The 19712-nt window shown below is 61.4% G+C and carries 24 protein-coding genes and 2 pseudogenes; 19 read left to right on the forward strand and 7 right to left on the reverse strand.

What is annotated here, in order from left to right; genetic code table 11:
* Window positions 1-85 precede the first annotated feature (85 nt).
* The gene (locus LJ655_RS13865; protein WP_230561806.1) at window positions 86-619 is read left to right on the forward strand and encodes an RNA polymerase sigma factor; all 534 of its coding nucleotides are present in this window, start codon (window positions 86-88) and stop codon (window positions 617-619) included.
* Window positions 616-1446, forward strand: coding sequence for a zf-HC2 domain-containing protein (locus tag LJ655_RS13870; RefSeq protein ID WP_230561807.1), 831 nt, complete (start codon window positions 616-618; stop codon window positions 1444-1446). Before LJ655_RS13865 ends, LJ655_RS13870 begins: the two co-directional genes overlap by 4 nt.
* Window positions 1447-1564: 118 nt before the next feature.
* Here LJ655_RS13870 and LJ655_RS13875 read toward each other — a convergent pair whose 3' ends face one another.
* Complete coding sequence (locus LJ655_RS13875; protein ID WP_230561918.1) at window positions 1565-1735, reverse strand: BON domain-containing protein; 171 nt, start codon at window positions 1733-1735, stop codon at window positions 1565-1567.
* Here LJ655_RS13875 and LJ655_RS13880 point away from each other — a divergent pair.
* Together LJ655_RS13880 and LJ655_RS13885 are read left to right on the forward strand one after the other, a co-directional pair.
* Complete coding sequence (locus tag LJ655_RS13880) at window positions 1734-2018, forward strand: hypothetical protein (protein WP_230561924.1); 285 nt, start codon at window positions 1734-1736, stop codon at window positions 2016-2018. The genes LJ655_RS13875 and LJ655_RS13880 overlap by 2 nt on opposite strands.
* A 302-nt stretch (window positions 2019-2320) precedes the next feature.
* Window positions 2321-2704 carry a TraR/DksA family transcriptional regulator gene (locus LJ655_RS13885; RefSeq protein WP_230561808.1) on the forward strand — a complete coding sequence of 128 codons (384 nt, stop codon included), beginning with the start codon at window positions 2321-2323 and terminating at the stop codon, window positions 2702-2704.
* A 23-nt stretch (window positions 2705-2727) separates the two neighbouring features.
* On the opposite strand, the gene LJ655_RS13890 is transcribed toward LJ655_RS13885, so the two are convergent.
* The 3 genes from LJ655_RS13890 to LJ655_RS13900 all read right to left on the reverse strand — a co-directional run bounded on the left by LJ655_RS13890 (window position 2728) and on the right by LJ655_RS13900 (window position 4362).
* Window positions 2728-2973, reverse strand: a complete 246-nt coding sequence (locus LJ655_RS13890; RefSeq protein WP_425605804.1) for a type II toxin-antitoxin system RelE/ParE family toxin — start codon at window positions 2971-2973, stop codon at window positions 2728-2730.
* Window positions 2974-3026: 53 nt separating this feature from the next.
* Complete coding sequence (locus LJ655_RS13895; protein ID WP_230561810.1) at window positions 3027-3284, reverse strand: type II toxin-antitoxin system ParD family antitoxin; 258 nt, start codon at window positions 3282-3284, stop codon at window positions 3027-3029.
* A 145-nt stretch (window positions 3285-3429) separates the two neighbouring features.
* Window positions 3430-4362: an SAM hydrolase/SAM-dependent halogenase family protein gene (locus tag LJ655_RS13900; protein ID WP_230561811.1), complete on the reverse strand. Its 933-nt coding sequence runs from the start codon at window positions 4360-4362 to the stop codon at window positions 3430-3432.
* Between the two features lie 159 nt (window positions 4363-4521).
* Here LJ655_RS13900 and LJ655_RS13905 point away from each other — a divergent pair, with 159 nt between their 5' ends.
* Entirely contained in the window at window positions 4522-5634 is a 1113-nt protein-coding gene (locus LJ655_RS13905; RefSeq protein ID WP_230561812.1) for a CapA family protein, read from the forward strand.
* A gap of 13 nt (window positions 5635-5647) precedes the next feature.
* On the opposite strand, the gene LJ655_RS13910 is transcribed toward LJ655_RS13905, so the two are convergent.
* Entirely contained in the window at window positions 5648-6406 is a 759-nt protein-coding gene (locus LJ655_RS13910; protein ID WP_230561813.1) for a hypothetical protein, read from the reverse strand.
* An 81-nt stretch (window positions 6407-6487) separates the two neighbouring features.
* Here LJ655_RS13910 and LJ655_RS13915 point away from each other — a divergent pair, with 81 nt between their 5' ends.
* The 3 genes from LJ655_RS13915 to LJ655_RS13925 all read left to right on the forward strand — a co-directional run bounded on the left by LJ655_RS13915 (window position 6488) and on the right by LJ655_RS13925 (window position 7624).
* Window positions 6488-6739 carry a hypothetical protein gene (locus LJ655_RS13915; RefSeq protein ID WP_230561814.1) on the forward strand — a complete coding sequence of 84 codons (252 nt, stop codon included), beginning with the start codon at window positions 6488-6490 and terminating at the stop codon, window positions 6737-6739.
* A 121-nt stretch (window positions 6740-6860) separates the two neighbouring features.
* Window positions 6861-7250, forward strand: coding sequence for a hypothetical protein (locus LJ655_RS13920; RefSeq protein WP_230561815.1), 390 nt, complete (start codon window positions 6861-6863; stop codon window positions 7248-7250).
* A 158-nt stretch (window positions 7251-7408) separates the two neighbouring features.
* Complete coding sequence (locus tag LJ655_RS13925; protein ID WP_230561816.1) at window positions 7409-7624, forward strand: hypothetical protein; 216 nt, start codon at window positions 7409-7411, stop codon at window positions 7622-7624.
* Between the two features lie 43 nt (window positions 7625-7667).
* Here LJ655_RS13925 and LJ655_RS13930 read toward each other — a convergent pair whose 3' ends face one another.
* Both LJ655_RS13930 and LJ655_RS13935 read right to left on the reverse strand, forming a co-directional pair.
* Window positions 7668-8570 (reverse strand): NAD-dependent epimerase/dehydratase family protein, encoded by a 903-nt coding sequence (locus LJ655_RS13930; RefSeq protein WP_230561817.1) that lies wholly within the window; start codon window positions 8568-8570, stop codon window positions 7668-7670.
* 359 nt (window positions 8571-8929) lie between these two features.
* The gene (locus tag LJ655_RS13935; protein ID WP_230561818.1) at window positions 8930-10024 is read right to left on the reverse strand and encodes a tartrate dehydrogenase; all 1095 of its coding nucleotides are present in this window, start codon (window positions 10022-10024) and stop codon (window positions 8930-8932) included.
* Between the two features lie 124 nt (window positions 10025-10148).
* On the opposite strand from LJ655_RS13935, the gene LJ655_RS13940 reads away from it, so the two are divergent.
* The 11 genes and pseudogenes from LJ655_RS13940 to dmeF all read left to right on the forward strand — a co-directional run bounded on the left by LJ655_RS13940 (window position 10149) and on the right by dmeF (window position 19710).
* Window positions 10149-11075, forward strand: a complete 927-nt coding sequence (locus LJ655_RS13940) for a LysR family transcriptional regulator (RefSeq protein ID WP_230561819.1) — start codon at window positions 10149-10151, stop codon at window positions 11073-11075.
* Between the two features lie 237 nt (window positions 11076-11312).
* Window positions 11313-11528, forward strand: a pseudogene (locus LJ655_RS13945) (tlde1 domain-containing protein); the annotation flags it as partial.
* A 264-nt stretch (window positions 11529-11792) separates the two neighbouring features.
* Window positions 11793-12122: pseudogene (locus LJ655_RS13950) on the forward strand (Hcp family type VI secretion system effector).
* Between the two features lie 209 nt (window positions 12123-12331).
* On the forward strand, window positions 12332-13630 hold the full coding sequence (locus tag LJ655_RS13955) for a TAXI family TRAP transporter solute-binding subunit (RefSeq protein WP_230561820.1): 1299 nt from the start codon (window positions 12332-12334) through the stop codon (window positions 13628-13630).
* Window positions 13631-13867: 237 nt separating this feature from the next.
* Window positions 13868-14071, forward strand: a complete 204-nt coding sequence (locus LJ655_RS13960) for a DUF3562 domain-containing protein (protein WP_230561821.1) — start codon at window positions 13868-13870, stop codon at window positions 14069-14071.
* Between the two features lie 144 nt (window positions 14072-14215).
* A complete protein-coding gene (locus LJ655_RS13965; RefSeq protein ID WP_230561822.1) occupies window positions 14216-14677 on the forward strand; it encodes a GNAT family N-acetyltransferase in 462 nt (153 codons plus the stop codon).
* A gap of 293 nt (window positions 14678-14970) precedes the next feature.
* A complete protein-coding gene (locus LJ655_RS13970) occupies window positions 14971-15267 on the forward strand; it encodes a hypothetical protein (protein WP_230561823.1) in 297 nt (98 codons plus the stop codon).
* Between the two features lie 103 nt (window positions 15268-15370).
* Window positions 15371-17083: an acid phosphatase gene (locus tag LJ655_RS13975; protein ID WP_230561824.1), complete on the forward strand. Its 1713-nt coding sequence runs from the start codon at window positions 15371-15373 to the stop codon at window positions 17081-17083.
* 181 nt (window positions 17084-17264) lie between these two features.
* Window positions 17265-17624 (forward strand): DUF3564 domain-containing protein, encoded by a 360-nt coding sequence (locus LJ655_RS13980; protein WP_230561825.1) that lies wholly within the window; start codon window positions 17265-17267, stop codon window positions 17622-17624.
* 518 nt (window positions 17625-18142) lie between these two features.
* Window positions 18143-18418 (forward strand): metal/formaldehyde-sensitive transcriptional repressor, encoded by a 276-nt coding sequence (locus LJ655_RS13985; RefSeq protein ID WP_230561826.1) that lies wholly within the window; start codon window positions 18143-18145, stop codon window positions 18416-18418.
* A gap of 8 nt (window positions 18419-18426) precedes the next feature.
* Window positions 18427-19710, forward strand: a complete 1284-nt coding sequence (dmeF, locus tag LJ655_RS13990; protein WP_230561827.1) for a CDF family Co(II)/Ni(II) efflux transporter DmeF — start codon at window positions 18427-18429, stop codon at window positions 19708-19710.
* Window positions 19711-19712: the final 2 nt, after the last annotated feature.

Consider the following 19712-nt stretch of genomic DNA (forward strand, 5'->3'; position numbering starts at 1 on the left):
GCAAAAAAACCCGAAAAATTCGTGGAATAGATTCGCGTCTGGAGTGTTGTCAATCATGAGCGCGCCCATTCCAGGAGCTGCCCCGATGAACGACGACGACCTGACGACCGTCCTGCCGACGTTACTGCCGCGGCTATGGCGGTTCGCGCTGCGACTGACGCAAAATCCGCACGACGCCGAGGATCTCGTCCAAAGGGCGTGTGTACGTGCGTTGGAGCGGCGCAGTCAGCTTCAGCCGGGCACATCGGCGCTCAGCTGGCTCTTCTCGATCCTGCATTCGACATGGATGAACGAGCTGCGCGCTCGCTCGATTCGCAACCGCGGCAGCATGGATTGGCAGGATGAGGAAATCGAATCGTTTGCCGATCCTGCGGCGCACAATCCGGAGCTCGATCTGCTGCATCGGCAGGTGATCGACGCCGTCGAGGCGCTGCCCGAAGCGCAGCGCGTCGTGATGGTGCTGGTGGCGATCGAAGGCTTGAGCTACCGCGAGGCGGCCGAGGTGCTCGACGTGCCGATCGGGACGGTAATGAGCCGGCTGTCGCGCGCGCGGCTGACGATCGGTCAGAAATTTAGCGTGCAGGCGTCTGCGGGGATAAGAAAAGGAGAATCCTTATGAATATCGATGATTCGCTGCTGATGTCCTATGTGGACGGCGAGCTTTCGCCGGAGCAGCGCGCGGAGATCGAAGCGGCGATCGCGCACTCGGACGACCTGGCGGCGCGGGCCGCGGCGCTGCAGGCGTCGGTCCTGCCGTACCGGGCCGCGTATGACCGGCAGACGGTACCGCCCGTGCCTGAAAGCCTCAAGCGCCGCATCGAAGAGCTCGTGAGCGTCAGCACGCCGCAGGAGCGCAGTGCGCCGCGCGGCGGCCGGCGTATTCCGATGCAGTGGGCGGTGGCCGCCTTCGTCGCCGGTGCGATCTGCTCGGGCGTGCTCACTGGATATTTCGGCGGTATCAATCCGTTGAGGTCGGGTGTCGACCCGTGGGTGCAGAGCGTGGCGGACTATCAGGTGCTCTACGGACGCGACACGGTCGCCAATGTCCGGGAAGACAAAGCCAGTACCGAACAGGTGATGGCCGATATCCATCAGCGCGACGGCATGCCGGTCGAAGTTCCCGATCTGCATGAGGTGGGCCTGAAATTCAAGCGCGTGCAGCGCCTGAATTACCACGACCACCCGCTCATTCAGATGGTATATCTGCCGGAGCGCGGAGATCCGGTCGCCCTGTGCGTGATCGAGGAAAACGAACGCGACGCGCCGGTGCGCTCGAGTCAGGTTGGTCAAATGAAGACGGTCACGTGGCGCGCGAATCGGCTTGCCTACGTGTTGCTTGCGAAAGACCCTTCGCTCGATCTGGAAGCCATTGGTAACAGCATTGCCGGCGGGAAGACTGCGCCGCTCTACAGCAGCGCCAATGAAGACGTGCTGCGCGACAGCTAGGCGGACACGGCTATGACGTGGAGCGCGCGCCGGGGCGCTCCCGGCCCAGATTCCGCCGTTCGAGGCACCGGCCGCATTTGAACTGTGAGCCTATCCGACCGACAACGCGAGACGGTGCTCAATGCTCGCCGTCTTCCTCTCGCACCGTCAATCTGTTCGTCACTGCCCTGACTCCGAGCACGGACCTTGCAGCGTTGCCAGCGCGGGAGATCTGCCAGCTCTCGGGTACCTCTCCTGTCAGCGTGACGACGCCGAGGTGCGCCCTGATGTGAATTCCCGAATCGTCCATGTCCGGCACGCGCCTGAGGGCACGGCGAACGTCTCGAATCACCGACGTATCCGGCCTGGTTCCGGGCGGCGTGGTCGAAACCGGCACCGCTCGCGGAGCGGCGTCGGCCGCCGCGCCGACGCCTGTTTGCGCGTTCGCACGAACGACGCAACTCGCGATGGCCGCGGCCAACATTGCGCCGATTATTCCGCTCGCACCATTTATGTTCATGCTTTCTCCTTTGGGTTCCGAGACCTTCGCAGTGAAAAGCAGAAGAATTGGATGTAGCCCTGGCGTTCATTGAAGAATACCCGGGAATTGTCGAAATGCTGTTCGCTCAAGGCCCTGAGTTTCGCAATGTGAACGGTGCGGGCGGCGGCTGCGGTCGCCGATGCGCTGAATGCCAAGTTCACGAGGATGAACTGCCCCGAACCATCGGAGCGTTTGTAAAACCTATACTTGATGTATGCCCGTCAAACATGATCTGCCTAAAAAGCGGGTGAGTTAAACACCTACTGCGGCGCGTTCCATCCGACGACAACCCCGCGCGATGTCACCGTTGTGCGAGGCGTTATAAAACACATCGAGAACACATCGAGCCTGTCCATGATCACCCTCACCTCTTCCGAACTCGCCCTCCTGGACCACAGGCTCCGCGAGCGCCGCCGCGAATTACTGGCGGCGCTATACGGCGAATACGGAGATCTTGCCGGAGCCCGGCCTCCCGAAGCGCTGGGCCCCGAGTCGCATCCCGACGAGACCGCGTCGCGCAAAGCCGGTGACGAGTTGCGCGCTGCGCTCGCGCGGCACGACCGCGACGAACTGCAGCGGATCGACGGCGCGCTGGCACGCATCACCGCGGGCCTCTATGGGGCTTGCGTCGAATGCGGGGACCCAATCGGCTATGAGCGGCTTGCCGCCGCGCCCTACACGGTCCGCTGCGTGTCATGCCAGACCGCGTTTGAACAACACCGCCACATCCGCCAATAAGGCTTCGGATGGCTCAAGCGAATTCAGGGAAAAAGGATTGCGGCGTAGTTGCGCGCGCTGTGCAGGACGTGAATGACGTCGACGCGAGCGGGAGGCTCGCCAACGACACGGTAGAAAATCTGGTGACCGCCATAAACCCGGTGACGCACGCCGCGGTCTTCGTAGCGCGGCACCAGCGGGAATGCGAAGCAAATATCGGCAAGCCGCGTGCACTTTTCGCGCAACTCGCGCATGAAGCCCAGCGCACGACGGGGGTTGTCGCGGGCCATGTAGTCGCCGATCGCCTCGAGGTCGGCTTCAGCGTCAGGAAGAATCTGGACAATCATTGCCTGGTGCTCGCTAACGCACGATACTTTGCGTCAAGCCGGTCGAACACATCTCCGGCGGGCTTGCCCCGCCCTGCCTCCGAATCGGCAATGCCGCGCTCGATCACCGCATCCAGCGCGTTGAGTTGCATTTCGCGATCCTGAATGAGCTTCACGCCTTCGCGCAGGACCTCGCTCTCCGAGCCGTAGCGGCCCGACTCGACCAACTTCGCGACATAGTCCTCGAGCTGTTCCCCAAGATCCGCATTGATCATGGCCCTACCCCGGAACGTTCATCCGCCCATACACCCGATAAAACATTATAGGTCGATGCAGCGCGGCCGGTCTGCGCGCCGACGCGCCGGATTGTCCGGCATGATCTGGCTGGGCACGAGCGGGTCGAAGACGCGGCGGAGCGAATCACGGCCGGTGATCCACCTTCACTTGAACGGAAACTCCGGTACGTAGGCCAAGCTGCGCCGCCGCGCTGCCGCGATTCACGGCGATCTCGACGAGCCCGATCGAGTTTTCGTACCAGAAGGCTTGACCCGCCATTGCGTCGGAAAAGACCCGGGCATATTCGACGTCGGCGTCCGCGACCCTCAGCCGTGCAGTCCTCGGCACCGCTCCGGCCCGCAGCCCCGTCAGTGCATTGCCGTAGTGGTCTATGTAGATGACCTCGGCGAGATCACCCGCATCCAGCTGTACTCGCAAGCCTGTCGTCTCGACGAGCTTGTCGTCAGGGCCTTCGCCCCGGCTGACCCATGCTGCCATCGGGGCGAACAGGTCGCGACCATGAAAAGAGGCGGAGAGCGCGGGGGGACGCCAGACAATCCGCCAGGTGCGAGTGCGCGCCGCGCGGGCCGCCACGACCGAGAGCAGTCCGTTGTCCGGCCCGACGAACCGTTGCCCGTCGGCTTCCAGGACGACGGCATCACGTTCGCTACCCACGCCGGGATCTACCACGGCCAGAAAGACACTATCTGACGGATACCACGGCGCAACTGCCGCGAGCAGATGCGCGCCTGCCTGCGCGTTGTAGTTTGGGGCTGTATGCAGTACGTCGATGATGGGCGTGCCGGCTGCCGCATGTCGCAGCAAAGCGACACGTACCTGTCCGACATAGATGTCATCGGCGCCGAAATCGGTAAAGAGTGCGAGCATCGGATAGCCTCCGTTCCAGTTCTGTACCGCCTTCCAGGCCAGCGCTCTGGCGGGGGCAAAGCCTGGCGAAGCGTCGCCCTGCGCGGGACAGGTTCCGATTGTAAAACCTGGCTTCGCGACGGCGAAGTGATGGCGGACCGCCGTCCGATTCGCAAGCGTGACGAAAGAAGACGACACGCGCAGCGCCACTGTACGGATCGCCTGCCTGGACGCGGAAATGCCAGCGAACTATGCTGAAAGCGTCGCGCGTGGGACGCTAGTTCGCAATCAAACGCCATCCACGCGCCGGAGCGGCGCTGCCGGGATATCCGGCTACTGGCGGCACCAGGAATTGCTTTGGTCCGACGCATGAACCGCATCACGCTGTTTCTGTGCGGGGACGTGATGTTGGGGCGTGGTATCGATCAGATCATGGCGCATCCCAACCGGCCCCATCTTTTCGAGCCCTGCGTGCGGTCGGCGAGAGACTATGTGACGCTTGCCGAGGCAAGATCCGGCCCCTTGCCGGAGCGTGTCACATTCGACTACGTGTGGGGCGATGCGCTGCACGAACTGGAGCGGGTGAGTCCTGACGCACGCATCGTCAATCTGGAGACCGCTGTCACGTGCAGCGAGGACGCATGGCCGGGGAAGGGCATCCACTACCGCATGCATCCCGACAACGTATCCGTGCTGAGCGCTGCGAAAATCGACTGCTGCGCGCTCGCGAACAATCACGTGCTCGACTGGGGCTATCGTGGGTTGACCGAAACCCTGGATACCCTGCAAGCCGCCGCTATTCATACGGCGGGCGCAGGGCCAAACGAGATCGAGGCGGCGAGCCCTGCCATGATCGACCTGGCAGGCGGTGGCAGAGTACTGATCTTTGCGTTTGCGACGGAAAGCAGTGGTGTGAATGAGGACTGGGCTGCCGTCCGGGGCCGGGCTGGCGTGAACCGGCTAAAGAATCTGTCCGCCGACTGCGTGCGCGCGATCGCGGCACAGGTGGAGACGGTCAGGCGCCCTGCCGATGTTGTCGTCGTCTCGATCCATTGGGGGGCGAACTTCGATTTCGACATACCCGTGTCGCAGCGACGTTTCGCGCACGGCCTCATCGATTCGGCAGCGGCAGATGTCGTACACGGGCACTCATCGCATCACGTGAAGGGTATCGAAGTGTATCGGGACAAGCTCATCCTGTACGGCGCCGGCGACTTCATCAACGACTATGAAGGCATCACCGGTGAAGAATCGTATCGCGGCGACCTCGCGCTGATGTATTTCCCCGCCCTCGATCCCGGTACGGGCAAGCTGCTCGAACTGTCGATGACACCGACGCAGACACGGCGCTTCCGTATCAACCGGGCGCCTCAGGAAGGCATTCAATGGCTGGAAGAAACGCTCAATCGGGAGAGCCGCCCTTTGGGCGCTGGTATCAAGCGGCGCGCGGACGATACGTTTGTATTGCGCGCGGTGACGTAGCGCGGGTCCGGCGTCAAGTGTTGTCGCGGGCTTCGCCGGCCCCCACTCGCTCCGGCGCCAATCTCTCCACTCTCCTAACCTGCCTCGGCAGAACAACATACATGCCCCACGCCACGACCAAGATCGCGCGCAGCACATCCGCCGCATGATCGGGCAGCGAAATCGGAACATCGGCAATCGCGAGGCTTCCGGGCACCTCCCAGGCATACGTCGTGAGCCCTAGCATCAGGGCGTGCCAGACTCCGAAACGTTCAGGGTGAGGAAAGGCATGCGCCACCAACCCGCTACGCACCATATATCCCGCAACCGGCAAACTCACCAGCAGGTAGATCACAGCCGCCACGATCGCCGGCATTGCCGCAATCACCTCCGACCATGCCGGTGAACTCCCCACGACTTCGGGTGTAATCAGATGCTCCGAAAATTTCATCAACGGCACTGCTGTGCGCGGCGCCAGAAAGTGAAACGCCACGACCGCCACGATGAAAAGCAGCGTACCCGCGAGCCACTGACGCCATGCGCACGACCACCACACATACAGGCGTCGCCCGAAACTTATTTCGCGTCCGACGCTGAACAAAGCCCCCCTGTCCCTCAGCGCCGCGACGCCCACCAGCACAACGAACAACACTGCTGCCAGCACCAGCGCATAAGGGCTCCCTAGAAACTCGCCCGCGTGCGGCACCCCCGATGACGACATTGAAAAGTTCTGCAGATGGTGCGCAATGTAGTCCGAGGGATCGAGCGTCTGCGAAGCATCGTGCGTTGCCATCTCGTCTCCGTATCCGGTGAGTTCAGGGGTGCAAGAATGCCATCCTGCCGCGAGCGCGCACAACAAGAGGACGGCGCGACCATGGCAAACGCGCTTTATGGTAACGGCCCGCGCGTGTCGCAGAATCTCGGCAATGCACTGCCGTTCGCCTTTCGGCCCGACATGGCGGACGGCGGCGCGATGCAGTTCGCCGGCGCCGATGGTCGGCCCGGTAACAATCAGGCGCAGAACAAGCAATTTAAGGCGGTAGTCAAAGCGCTTGGACTGAACAAGGATCAGGCACGCCGGCTTCATATGATATCCAGCAGGACGATCTTGAGTATCACGGCATGATGGAGCGCGCCTTGGAGCTGTTTGGAGACAAATTGGAATCATCGATACGAAAGAGCAGGTAGGACGTCACCTTTCCGCCTTGATCGGACTTGACGTCAGTGGAGTGGCACACGCAGCTGACATGCTTACGCTACAATTCGGGCCGCTTCGGGAGGTAAGGACCAGCAGAGGCACCATCAAGTATCTGGGCGATTGGGCGCTGCATATTCAGTGTGACTGGCGCATCGAGCAGGGACACGCGATCGTTGCGTCTTACTCGGACTTCGCAGCATCTGAAGAGAGTACAAGAGCGACAACACGACGAATCCGTGATCTCCTCGTGTCACATGGTCCAACGGCTGTCTTGGGTATCGAGGCGGGCGAGAACGGCAATGCAGTCATTTCGCTGGCGAGAGATATGCGACTGGTCATTCTTGCGGATGCAATGCCTGATGATGAGGACTGGCGCCTATTCCCCTCGAATCCCGATGCAAAGCATTTCGTGATCGAGGGTGGCAAGGTCGATCCGTAGTCCTTGTCGTGAGGCAAGTACTGGACACTGAGCGTCCCCTTCGTTTGTCAGCCGTAAGGATCAAATGTACTTAACTTCAAAGCATCGAGATAGTGCAAATTTGCCAAACGCAGACTTTGATTTCACCTTCGACGTCTGAGGCATGTAATTGACCTTTTTTGCGCAAGGACGCAAAGCTGGCTAGAGATTGGTTTTTAGGTGGAAGCGGCATTGCCGATGCTCAGCGATTTCCGGCTTTCAGCGGAGGCGCGGTCAGAAAAGATGCGATCGATGAATTGCGCAGGAAGAATGCGGACGATATCGAAATCCGCTTGGCAGACCAAAACCTGTTGCCGCGATTCGTTGATCTCTCATCACACAGAGTCACCCGTTGAATCTCAAGAAGGCCCGCGACCGAAGCGGGCTGGGCCGCCATGCCTACTCGACGATCCTTTTCGCCTCGTCGCGCCAGTAGTGTTGCTGTTTCCACCCAAGCAGACGCTTGAGCTTCTCGTTGCTGAGCAGGGTTTCGAACTCGCCTAGTTGCTTTTTGAGCGGCACGCCGGGGTAGTAGCGTCGGAGCAGTTCCGCGGTGGGTACGTCGGACGACACGTCGTCGGCCGCGACGTTCATGACCTGAAAACCGAGGCCGTCCTTTTCGATGGCGAGCCGGCATGCGCTCGCGAGATCGCGGCCGTCGATATAGCTCCACGCAATCCTCTTGCGCAGTGCTGGGTCCTCGAGCCACGCCGGAAACTTCGCGTAGTCGCTGGGTTCGAGCACGTTGCCAATACGAAAGCAGTAAATGTCAGAGCCGGTGCGCGTGTGGAACGCCTTCGCCGTCACTTCGTTGATGACCTTCGAGGTTGCATAGCTGTCCATTGGGTTCACCGGGTATTCCTCGTCGAGCGGGAAGTACTCTGGACTGCGATCCCGGTGCGCGAACACCATGCCGTATGTGGTTTCGCTCGATGCCACGATCACCTTGCGGATGCCAAGCTTCGACGCTGCGTCGAGGATGTTGTACGTGCCCATCACGTTGATCCGGTAGACCTCGTTGTCGGGCGTGATCATGATGCGAGGGATCGCCGCAAAATGCACGATCGCGTCGATCGGCTTTGGTTCGAGGTCGTCGACGAATTCTCCCGGCGCCGTGCTCGATGCCAGCGCATTGAATACCTGGCCCGCATCGGTGATGTCCGTAATCAACGTGCGCGCCGTGCGCGCTGCCATGGGTACCCGATCGAGATTCATCACCTCGTAACCGTGTTCGACCAGGTTCTGGACCACCCATTTTCCGGCCATGCCGCTGCCGCCGGTCACAATCACTCGCTTCGTCATCTACTCCTCCTTTCCTGTTTTTCCCGCTTGTCCTGGGGCGTTTCAGCGCGTGTTGCGCCGCCTCATTTCATCGTGGGATCGTTCCGCTCCGTGTCCTTGATTCGGCAGTACTCGCCGTTGACACAGAATTGACTTCCATTTCCCTACTCTTGCATTGTAGAACGAGCCACCACGGTCTCTCGTTCAAACGTGCGTCCTCTTCTCAAATCCAGATCGTTAGCCCGCATTCACGCGATCGAGAAAGCTCACGAAGTACAGCAGCATGACGAACGGGACGATCCGCGGTATCAGCTTGCGGCACACCCGGCTTTCGAGTTCCGAAGTCATTGTCTCTTCCTGCGGCGCGCGGCAGCGGAAACTCAAGCCGCGTTCGCCGCGGGTGACGCCGCCTGTTCGATGAACGCGCAAACGGCCGCCGTCACCTGCGCGGTCGTGGCCGTGCCGCCGAGGTCGCGCGTATGCAGCGTCTTGTTCGCGGTGACCGCTTCGACAGCCTGCATCACGCGCCTGGCCGCGTCGAATTCGCCGAGGTGTTCGAGCAGCATCACGACTGACCAGAACGTGCCGAGTGGATTCGCGAGGCCCTTGCCCATGATGTCGAACGCGGAGCCGTGGATCGGCTCGAACATCGACGGATAGCGGCGCTCCGGATCGATGTTGCCGGTCGGCGCGATGCCAAGGCTGCCCGCCAGCGCGGCCGCAAGGTCGCTGAGAATATCGGCGTGCAGGTTGGTGGCGACGATCGTGTCGAGCGTCGCGGGACGATTGACCATGCGCGCCGTCGCCGCATCGACGAGTTCCTTGTCCCACGTGACGTCCGGAAACTCCTTCGAGATTTCGAGCGCGATCTCGTCCCACATCACCATCGCGTGACGCTGGGCGTTGCTCTTCGTGATCACGGTCAACAGCTTGCGCGGACGCGACTGCGCGAGGCGGAACGCGAAGCGCATGATGCGCTCGACGCCGGCGCGCGTGAGGATCGACACATCGGTCGCGGCTTCGATCGGATGGCCCTGATGCACGCGCCCGCCGACGCCCGAATACTCGCCCTCCGAGTTTTCGCGGACGATCACCCAGTTCAGGTCCTCCGGCTTGCAGTACTTCAGAGGCGCATCGATGCCCGGCAGGATGCGCGTCGGACGCACGTTCGCGTATTGATCGAAGCCCTGGCAGATCTTCAGCCGCAGACCCCACAGCGTGATGTGATCGGGAATGTCCTTGTCGCCCGCCGAGCCGAACAGAATCGCGTCCTTGTCGCGGATCGCGTCGAGCCCGTTTGCCGGCATCATCGTGCCGTGCTGGCGATAGTAGTCGCCGCCCCAGTCGAAGTTCTCGATCTCGAACGCGAAGGCGCGCGTGGTCGTCGCGAGCGCGTCGAGCACCTGCGCGCCGGCCGGCACGACCTCCTTGCCGATGCCGTCGCCGGGGATAGTCGCGATGCGATAGGTTTTCATGTCTCCGTCCTGTGCCTTGTGAAAGACTTGAAGGCACTCTAGCGCGATCGCACAGCTAAAAACCGGTGCTAAACTCAAAGCATCTTTAACTTGCATTCACAAATACAAAGGTGCTGAACAGGCGATGCGCGACACCGTCCAGCCGGCCGATCTGAGCTTCTTCTCGACGCTCGCCGCAAGCGGCAGCCTGAGCGCGGCCGCGCGCGAACTGGGGTTGACGGCAGCCGCCGTCAGCAAGCGCCTCACGCAGATGGAGCAGCGCGCGGGCGTCGCGCTCGTGAACCGCACGACGCGCCGCATGACGCTGACGCCCGAAGGCGAGCTATACCTCGAACATGCGCGGCGGATTCTCGACGAGATCGGCGAGCTGGCCGAACTCCTCGGCTCGGCGAAGAAGACGCCGAAAGGTTTGCTGCGCGTGACCGCAACGCTCGGCTTCGGACGCAGTCATGTCGGACCGGCGATCTCGCGCTTCGTCGCGCGATATCCGCTGGTGTCGGTTCAACTGCAGCTGTCGGTCACGGCGCCGCCGCTCACCGACGACAGCTTCGACGTCTGCATCCGCTTCGGCGAGCCGCCGGACACGCGCGTGGTCGCGCGCCGTCTTGCGCCAAACCGGCGCCTGCTGTGCGCGGCGCCGTCGTATCTAGCGGCGCACGGCATACCGCTCACGGCGCACGATCTGACGCGCCACAACTGCATCGGCATCCGTCAGGGCGACGAAGCGTACGGTGTGTGGCGACTGACTTCGGGACGTGGCGCCGCGCGCAAAACGGAGGCAGTGCGCATCAAGGGCTCGCTGACCACCAACGACGGCGAGATCGCCGTCAAGTGGGCGCTCGAAGGACACGGCATCCTGATGCGCGCCGAGTGGGACATCAGGCAGTATCTCGCGGATGGATCGCTCGTCCGGTTGCTGCCCGATCACGACACACCGAACGCGGACATCTTCGCCGTGTATTCGCCGCGACATCAGATGTCGAATCGTATTCGCGCGTTTGTCGATTTTATTGCGCGGGAGCTGGAGGGTGAGGTGGGGGTGGTTGTGTAGCGCCGCACGACGTAAGAGTCTGTTTCTCGCTCCCGAGAAGTTGAATTCCCATCCGAACTATTTTGTAAGCCGAACGCCATTATCGCAAAACTGAGTATTGCTTGTTTTTATGGACAAGGCTCATTAGAGCGTGCAACGAGTCCCGTTTAATGGCAGAGGAGAAGCAGGAAAGATGCGCTATTTCGCGGATATGCAAGAAGCAAATGATCTCCCCTCGACAGACACTGGAGAGAATCAAATGATGGCGTGATTGACGACTGGACATTTATCAATGGCCTGAAGCGAGGCAACTTTCGCCTGCATCCGAACGGTCGCTGGGGAGAAAGTGAAGGATGCATCACGGTCACCGACCAGTCCCAGTTCGATCGCTTACGCGCGTTTTTGCTGTCGCATCCAACCAGGACGATACCTGGCACGACACTGAAGTACTACGGTACGGTACTTGTGCAATGAAAAATATCCTCCGGATCTCTGCGTCCCTTGTGCGGACCGTTCCAGTCTGCCTTGCATTGTCGACGATCGACCCGCTCGCGCGCTGGGTTGGCAGCGAGTCCACGTCGGAAAGGCTTCGCCCCATCTTCAACTTCGCTGGCGCGGTCGGTGTGGAGGGCGAGGAGGACGCCGCGGTTACGTTACTGCTCGCGCTCAGTTTCCTGCTGTGCTGGGGCATCACATGGGGTGGGTCTGTGCTTTTATTTAGAAGGAGGAGCCGCCTTGGTGTCAAATGACGTCTTCATAAAAATCGACGGGATTACAGGCGAGTCGCAGGACGCGGCACACCCCAACGAAATCGAGGTTTACCGGCAAGCACGTTTCGACAGCGGTACTTACCATGCGCAAGGCCGGTGGCAGCCCCCTGGACTTCCTCAGGCTCACCATGAGCGAGTATTCATCACGGGCGTAGAGATGACCGCGCAACACGAACAGGTTCACCTCTCGTTCGCCAAGGTCAAGCAGGAATACATAGTCCAAAATACCCACGGCGGCACCAACGGCGTGGTTACAGCAATCTTCGACATCAGGGCCAACCGACCTGTGTCCCGATGACAGGATTGGAAGCACGCCAGCGCCTGTAGTAGAACTCGCTGCGCATATCCGATGCGTATGTCTCGCTATCGAATAAATCTTCCTGATATCGTAAAGTTCAGGAACGAAAGACCGAGTCGATCCCGCTACTCACCAAGGCCGGACCTGATCAAACCCGGGTAACGATGCCGAGACGTAACCCCGCGCTGCACCGCAGCCTGAGAACTCCGATGACGCGACGGCGCCGGCGTCTTCTGATCGTCGGCGCGATCGTGCTCGTCGCCGCCTTCGGCTGGATGCTCGCGCTCGTGCTCCAGCCCGCGTTTCAGCGCACGATCGTCATGACCTCCGGCGCGGACGGCGGCATCTATCGCGGCTTTGCCGATCGCTATGCGCCGCTGCTCAAACGCGAGGGCATCAAGCTCGACATCCGGCGTTCGTCGGGCTCGGTCGAGAATTATCAGCGGCTTGCGGACCCTGACAGCCCGTATGAAGTCGGCTTCATCCAGTCGGGCACGACCTCCCCGAAAGACACCGACAATTTGCAAACCATCGCGGCCGTGTCGTACGAACCGATCTGGGTGTTCTATCGCGGCGATGCGACGATCGACCGGCTTTCGCAACTGCGCGGCAAGCGTATTTCGATTGGCGTGCCGGGCAGCGGACTGCTCCACGTCTCGCAGGTGTTGCTCGGCGATAGCGGCATAACGGCTCAGAACGCGACGCTGCTGCAGATGGACGCGCACGCCGCTTATCAAGGACTCGAAAACGGTCAGATCGACGCGGCGTTTTTCATCGGCCGGCCCGACGCCGACATGCAACGTACGCTGCTCACCAGCAACCTGAAGCTGATGAACTTCGCGCAAGCCGATGCATTGGCGCAAAAATTCCCCTCGCTGTCGAAGATCGTCTTGCCGCGCGCATCGACGAGCCTGGCCGACGATCTGCCGCGCCGCGACGTCACGCTGCTCGCCGCGACGGCGCTACTGGTTTCGAAGGACACGCTGCATCCCGCGTTGGTCTATCTGCTACTCGACGCGGCGCGCACGGTGCACGGCGGCGAGGACTACTTCACGCCGCTCGGCACGTTCCCGAACCTGAACACTGAAGAATTCCCGATCTCCGACGAAAGCGTGCGTTACTTCAAATCGGGCCGGCCGTTTCTGTATCGCTACCTGCCGTTCTGGCTCGCGAGTCTGATCGAACGGCGACTGCTGATCCTGGTGCCGTTCCTCGCGCTGCTGATCGGCCTCGTGCAGGCGCTGCCGCGCATGCTCGAAGCACGTATGAAGAAACGGTTCGTGGTGTGGTATCGCGAGCTCAAGGCGCTCGAGGACGAAGTGTGGAAGAACTCCAAGCCGTCTCGTGCGCAGATCGCGCAATGGAGGGAGGAAATCGAAAGCATCGACGCGCACGCGAGCCAGATCCGCATTCCGTATCGCTACTTTCAGGACGTTTACGCACTGAAGCAGGCGATCGGCATAGTGCGCGACCGGATCGCGCATGTGGCGCAGAAGGTTGAGCACTAGAGCCGTCGTTCGCTTACCCGCTGCGCACTTTCCGGGTATTTACCACCGCGCTGCCCGTTGATTTTCCGCGCGGCCCCATCATATGGCCGCCTTCCCCGGCGCAAGAAAAAAATCTCAGTGAAACGACTTGTGCGATAGGTCGATTCTATTGGCGCGCTCGCGCTTCGCATCCTGTAATGAACTCCTGCCGTCCGCGTTCTGTTCATCCAGCCCGCCGCCTTATCCGGAGAGACCCTTATGTCGCAGCCCGAGCCGAATGTAGACGAAGTAGTCCGCAGCATCGCCGAAGAAACCGGCACGCCGACCGAAACGGTTTCCCGCATGTACGCCGACACCCTCGCGGAATTCCGGCACGGGGCGCGCGTGTTCGACTATGTGCCGCTGTTCGCCGCGAAGAAGGTCCGCAACGAGCTTCGCCACAAACTTCATCACAAGCACTGACTTCACACTACCCGGTGATGCCCCCGGTCACCGCCCCGTCGCACGCGCCCCTGGCTCCAGATTTCGCGCATCGGGTGGAGCTAACAATCGCGTCACAAATTTTCTATGCTGGCGGTTCCACGAATTATCGAAGGAGCCGCCCATATGTCCGCCCCGCTGCAGATTCGCGCCATCACCCGTGACGATTTCGGTGCATGGTTACCGCTATGGGACGCGTACAACGCGTTTTACGGCCGCTCGGGTGAGACCGCGTTGCCACGCGAAATCACGCAGATCACGTGGAACCGTTTTTTCGACGGCTACGAGCCGATGCATGCGTTCGTCGCGGAACGCGCCGGCCAATTGCAAGGCATCGTGCACTTCCTGTATCACCGCCACACGACGATGGCGGGACCGATCTGCTATCTGCAAGACCTGTACACGCTCGATAGCGAGCGTGGCAAGGGCGTCGGCCGCGCGCTGATCGAGGCGGTCTATGCGCGCGCCAAAGCCGACGGTGCGCAACGCGTCTACTGGCAGACGCACGAGACCAATCACACCGCGATGCAGCTTTACGACAAGGTCGCGGACAGGTCCGGGTTCGTCGTGTATCGCAAGGCGCTGTGACGCGAGGCGCTTCGCCAGAGAAAGGCACGCTACCCCGGTGCGGTTGCGCAGGTTCTTGCAGTGCAGCGGAGGCGGCTGCCCCGCCGGGTTGGGCCGGCCTGCGCCCTATCCTTGACTGCTCTCCCTTTGTCATCGTGGCTGCCGCTTTGATGCGGTTCATGGCGTCCAACTCGTGGTGATAGCGCGACGCATGCGGCAAATCGGACACGCGGTGCTATGCTTTGATCCGGTCCAGCGGCCTTGGAGAATCCCGGCCGCGCGCTCGCGCCGACCAAGCGTATGGAGGCCACGCCATGCCCAACGCGATCCAGATTCAGGTTGCCGACTCGCATCTTTATCCGGGCTGCGTGGTGCGTATCGCGGACCTGCCCGAAGCGGCCGGGGCGCCACACCCCGCCGAGGCGCGCGTCGAGTTTGCGGATGGCTCGGGCGCACACGCCACCTGTCATCGGCGCGCGCATGACGAACTCGAATTGACCGTCGATCGCTATGCGACGCGAAAGCGTCATCCGATCGACGCACGGCATTGGCTACTATTGGCCGTCGATGCCACGCATCACAGCTGGCGCGTGAAACGCCGGCTGCCGTAAAACCGCGAGGCCAGCCGGCCCTGGCGGACCCATAACCGGTGTCCCGCGCGCGCCGCTCCGAGCGGCGCCGATGCGAGCGTCACGTCACCTTCGGAACCCGCCGATGACCGACCACGATCCTCACCTGCCGCCGAAACTGGACAACCCCGATTCGATCGACAACGCCAACGACGCTCCCGACGATCCCGAACGCCGCCGCGTCCTGACCGGTCTCGCGGCCGTCGGCCTCGGCCTCGCGTTGACCGGCTGCAAGACGGGCGAGGGAGTCGCGAGCAACGGCTCGCCGCGTAGCGCCGCCGACTTGCGGCTCGACGCTGCGCTGCACGATCAGGTGAAGAACATCGTGGTGATTTACGCGGAGAATCGCAGCTTCGCGAACCTTTTCGGCAACTTCCCGGGCGTCCAGCATCCGCTCGACGCGGTCACGGCCGAGCGCTACATCCAGCTCGATCGCGACGGCAAGACGCCGCTGCCGCGGCTGCCCGCGATCTGGGGCGGACTCGTGCCGAAGGCGCAGGAAGTGGACGGCAAGCGCTACATGATTGGCGAAAAGGATCTCGACCATCTGCGCAACCAGCCGTTCCGCATCGTCGATGCGCACGGCGCGCCGCTGCCCACCGGGGTGATCACGCGCGACCTCGTGCATCGCTTCTATCAGAACCAGATGCAGATCAACGCGGGGCGCAACGACCAGTTCGCGGCATGGGGGGACTCCGGCGGGCTCGTGATGGGGCACTACCGCAATTCCGCCGACACGCTTCGTCTATGGAATCTCGCGCAGCAGTACACGCTGTGCGACAACTTCTTCATGGCCGCTTTCGGTGGCTCATGGCTGAACCACATTTTCCTGATTTCGGCCCAGGCGCCGTACTATCCCGACATCCACAACAGCCCGGCAAAAAAGATGGTGTCGGTCGTGGAGGGCGACGATCCGACCGGCATCCGTTTGAAGCTTGCGCCCAATTCGCCCGCATCGGCGCTCGACGGTCCGCCGAAGTTCGTCAATGACGGCGCTTTCACCGCCGACGGCTACGCGGTCAACACGATGGCGCCGCCGTATCAGCCGAGCAGCGTGCGTCCGGCCGAAGGCGGCGACCCAGCCTTCGCGGATCCGTCGGACCCGCGCGTGATGCCGCCGCTGCGTTACGCAACGATCGGCGAACGGCTGACCGGCAAGGGTATCGACTGGGCGTGGTACAGCGGCGCGTGGCAATTCGCGCTCGATCATCGCGATACAGGGGCGATGCCGGACTTCCAGTACCACCATCAGCCGTTCAACTACTTTGCCAATTACGCGCCGGGCACTGCCGCGCGCCGCCGCTATCTGCGCGACGGCGGCATGGGCAATGATGCGTCGACCAATCGTCTGATCGCCGACATCGATGCGGGACGTTTGCCGACCGTCACGTTCTACAAGCCGCAAGGCGATCTGAACATGCATGCGGGCTACGCCGACGTTGCATCGGGCGACCTGCATATCGCGACGGTAATGGAGCACATTCAGCGCGGGCCGCAATGGCAGAACACCGTCGTAATCGTCACCGTCGACGAAAACGGCGGCTGGTGGGATCACGTCGCGCCGCCGGTCGGCGATCGCTGGGGTCCGGGCTCACGGGTTCCCGCGCTCGTGATCTCGCCGCTCGCGAAAAAGGGTTATGTCGATCACACCGTGTATGACACCAACTCGATTCTGCGATTCATTAGCCGCGTGCATGGTCTCGCGCCGCTCGATGGCGTGGTCGCGCGCGACAAGGCGTTCGCCAGCAACGGACTCGCGCCGCTCGGCGATCTGACCGCTTCACTCGATCTCGCTTGAGCGCCTGCCGGCCGCGTCGAATCATCGCGGCTCGCGATGCGCGTTGGACCGATGCAGCATGCTGCCATCCCTCGCCACGCCGTTGCGCGGATATTTCATCGCTCATGCGTCATGCCTTTGACTTGCATTAAGCGCAGCGCCGCCTAGACTGATAAGGCACTTCGCAAATTACGGAACTGATATGCGACTGACCATTCTGATCAACGGTTCCGATCCCACCGTAAGCCATGACTACGCCGTGCTCTGGCTCGATACCGATGAACATCGGTGGTCGCGAGAAGCGCATCAAGGGATCGACCTGCCCCCGTGGGGCGAACTGCGCGACGAGAACGGCGTTACCACGCTGTGCGCTCCGAGCGCCGACGCGCCGCTGTGTACGCTGCGCGGTCTTCACGTCGATCGCAAGGAGCAAGTGAGCGCCGCGCAAGGCGCCGCCGCATGGACTGCCCTGCGAACCCACAAAGCGACTAGCGGTTTCTGGCGCTTGCAGGCAGTGGATCGTCAAAAATTCCACGCTGAAAATAGCGTGTTCGGTAATTAATGTCTTGCGCGACGCGCCGCGCTTTCTTTCTTGCGGTCGAAACTTCCGGCTCGCTCGCGAACAAAGTATTCACACGCAAATCGGCCTGTGCGCCAACGAACATTACGGATAACCCAATATCGTAACGCTTAAGATCTTCTTAAGATTGCGTGCGTACATTCAGAAGTCCACGCATTCGGGTCACTGCAGAGCGGCCCACTTTTTTGCCCGACGCACGCCGCTTCTTTCCTTCCCTCCCCTCTCTCCGATTCGTCTCGTGCTGCCGCTCGGTGCTGGCCGCAACGCTATCGCTCCACCCCTCATCTATTGAACCACCGAGATAAGAAGAACCAGCGCGGCTGCATCAGCGAGGTAAGTGACGTCATCCCTCGAGCAAGCCGTCGATGGTCGACGAACTAACAATGCACTTCGCGTACGACGACGCCAGTACCGCTGGTTTGGCTCAACAGCAAATACCCCCACCCCCTATGATATACTCCGCGTGTTGATATACCCCTACGGGGTATTTTGGAGGGGCGATGAGTCACACGATTCATGAAAAGCAGAAGCTTCTTAATCGGGTTCGGCGCATTAAGGGGCAGGTCGAAGCCATCGAACGGGCGCTCGAGGAAGAACACGGCTGCTCGGATGTGCTGCAGCGAATCACCAGTTGTCGTGGCGCGATGAACGGTCTGCTGGCAGTCGTGCTGGAAGACCACATCAGGAACCACCTTGTCGATGCGGACAACGGCGATGAGCACGGCGGCAGCGCGACAGAACAACTCGTCGAAGTCGTTCACAGCTATTTCAAGTAGAGCAGGACATGAGTGATTTCAAAGACGCCGCGTTCGGCGCGGGACACGACCATATCTTTCTTGGCGCGGCTCACGAACAGAACGAGCGACGGACATGGGCGGTCATCGCGCTATGTAGCGCGATGATGCTGCTTGAAATCGTCGGAGGCAGTCTGTTCGGCTCGCTCGCGCTGGTCGCCGACGGTCTGCACATGTCGACGCACGCCGGGGCGATGCTGATTGCGGCCTTGGCGTATACATACGCGCGCAAACATGCCACTGATTCGCGCTTCGTGTTCGGTACCGGCAAGCTGGGGGATCTGGCGGGATTCACGAGTGCCATCGTGCTGGCGATGATCGCATTGCTGATTGGCTACGAAGCCGTCTCACGCTTTCTGTCTCCGGTACCTATTCACTTCGGCGAAGCGATTCCCATCGCGGTGCTCGGTTTGCTGGTTAACCTGGCGAGCGTGTGGCTGCTGAGCGGCGCCCATCACTGCCATAGCCATGGTCATGGCCACGCACACGGACACGGTCACGGACACGACGACCATGCTCACGAAGACGAGATGCAGAGGATTTTCCCGCCGTCCGGTGTGTTTGCCGTTTCCATCTTCGAGGATGGCGTACCGCCAGTATTCCGCATCACACCGGAGACGGCGGGTTCGCGGCTGGAAGCTTCCGCGGTGTCCGTTACGACGATGCGGCCCAACGGAACGCAACAGGTATTCTCGTTCGCGGACCGTGGAGGCTATCTGGAATCGATGGACGACATTCCTGAGCCGCACGCCTTCAAAGCCATTGTCCAGTTGCCGGACGGCGAGTACGAAGTCGAATTCGAAGAACATGAGCACGGGCACGAAGCGCATGAGGCCTCGACCCGTGACCACAACATCCGGGCGGCTTACATTCACGTCATGGCTGATGCGGCGGTCTCCGTACTGGCCATTATTGGCCTGGTGCTCGCACGCACGTTTGATTGGCTCTGGATGGACCCGTTAGCGGGCGTCATCGGTGCACTGGTGATTGCAAACTGGTCGTACGGCTTGATGCGTGATACGGGCGCAATCCTGCTAGACATGAACTCCGACCGACGTATGGTGGAGAACGTACGTCATGCTATCGAGGACCGTGGCGACAAGGTCGTCGACCTGCACGTATGGCGTGTGGGCCCGGGTCACATGAGTGCTGTGGTGTCGGTGGCAACAGGTGAACCCCAGCGAGACTCGCGCTTTTATCATGCGGTGCTCAGGCGCTTCGAGGGGCTTTCGCATGTCACTGTCGAAGTGCAACCTGCACGAGCGGTAGTCTGAAC

The organism is Paraburkholderia translucens, assembly GCF_020881035.1.
Classification (GTDB): domain Bacteria; phylum Pseudomonadota; class Gammaproteobacteria; order Burkholderiales; family Burkholderiaceae; genus Paraburkholderia; species Paraburkholderia translucens.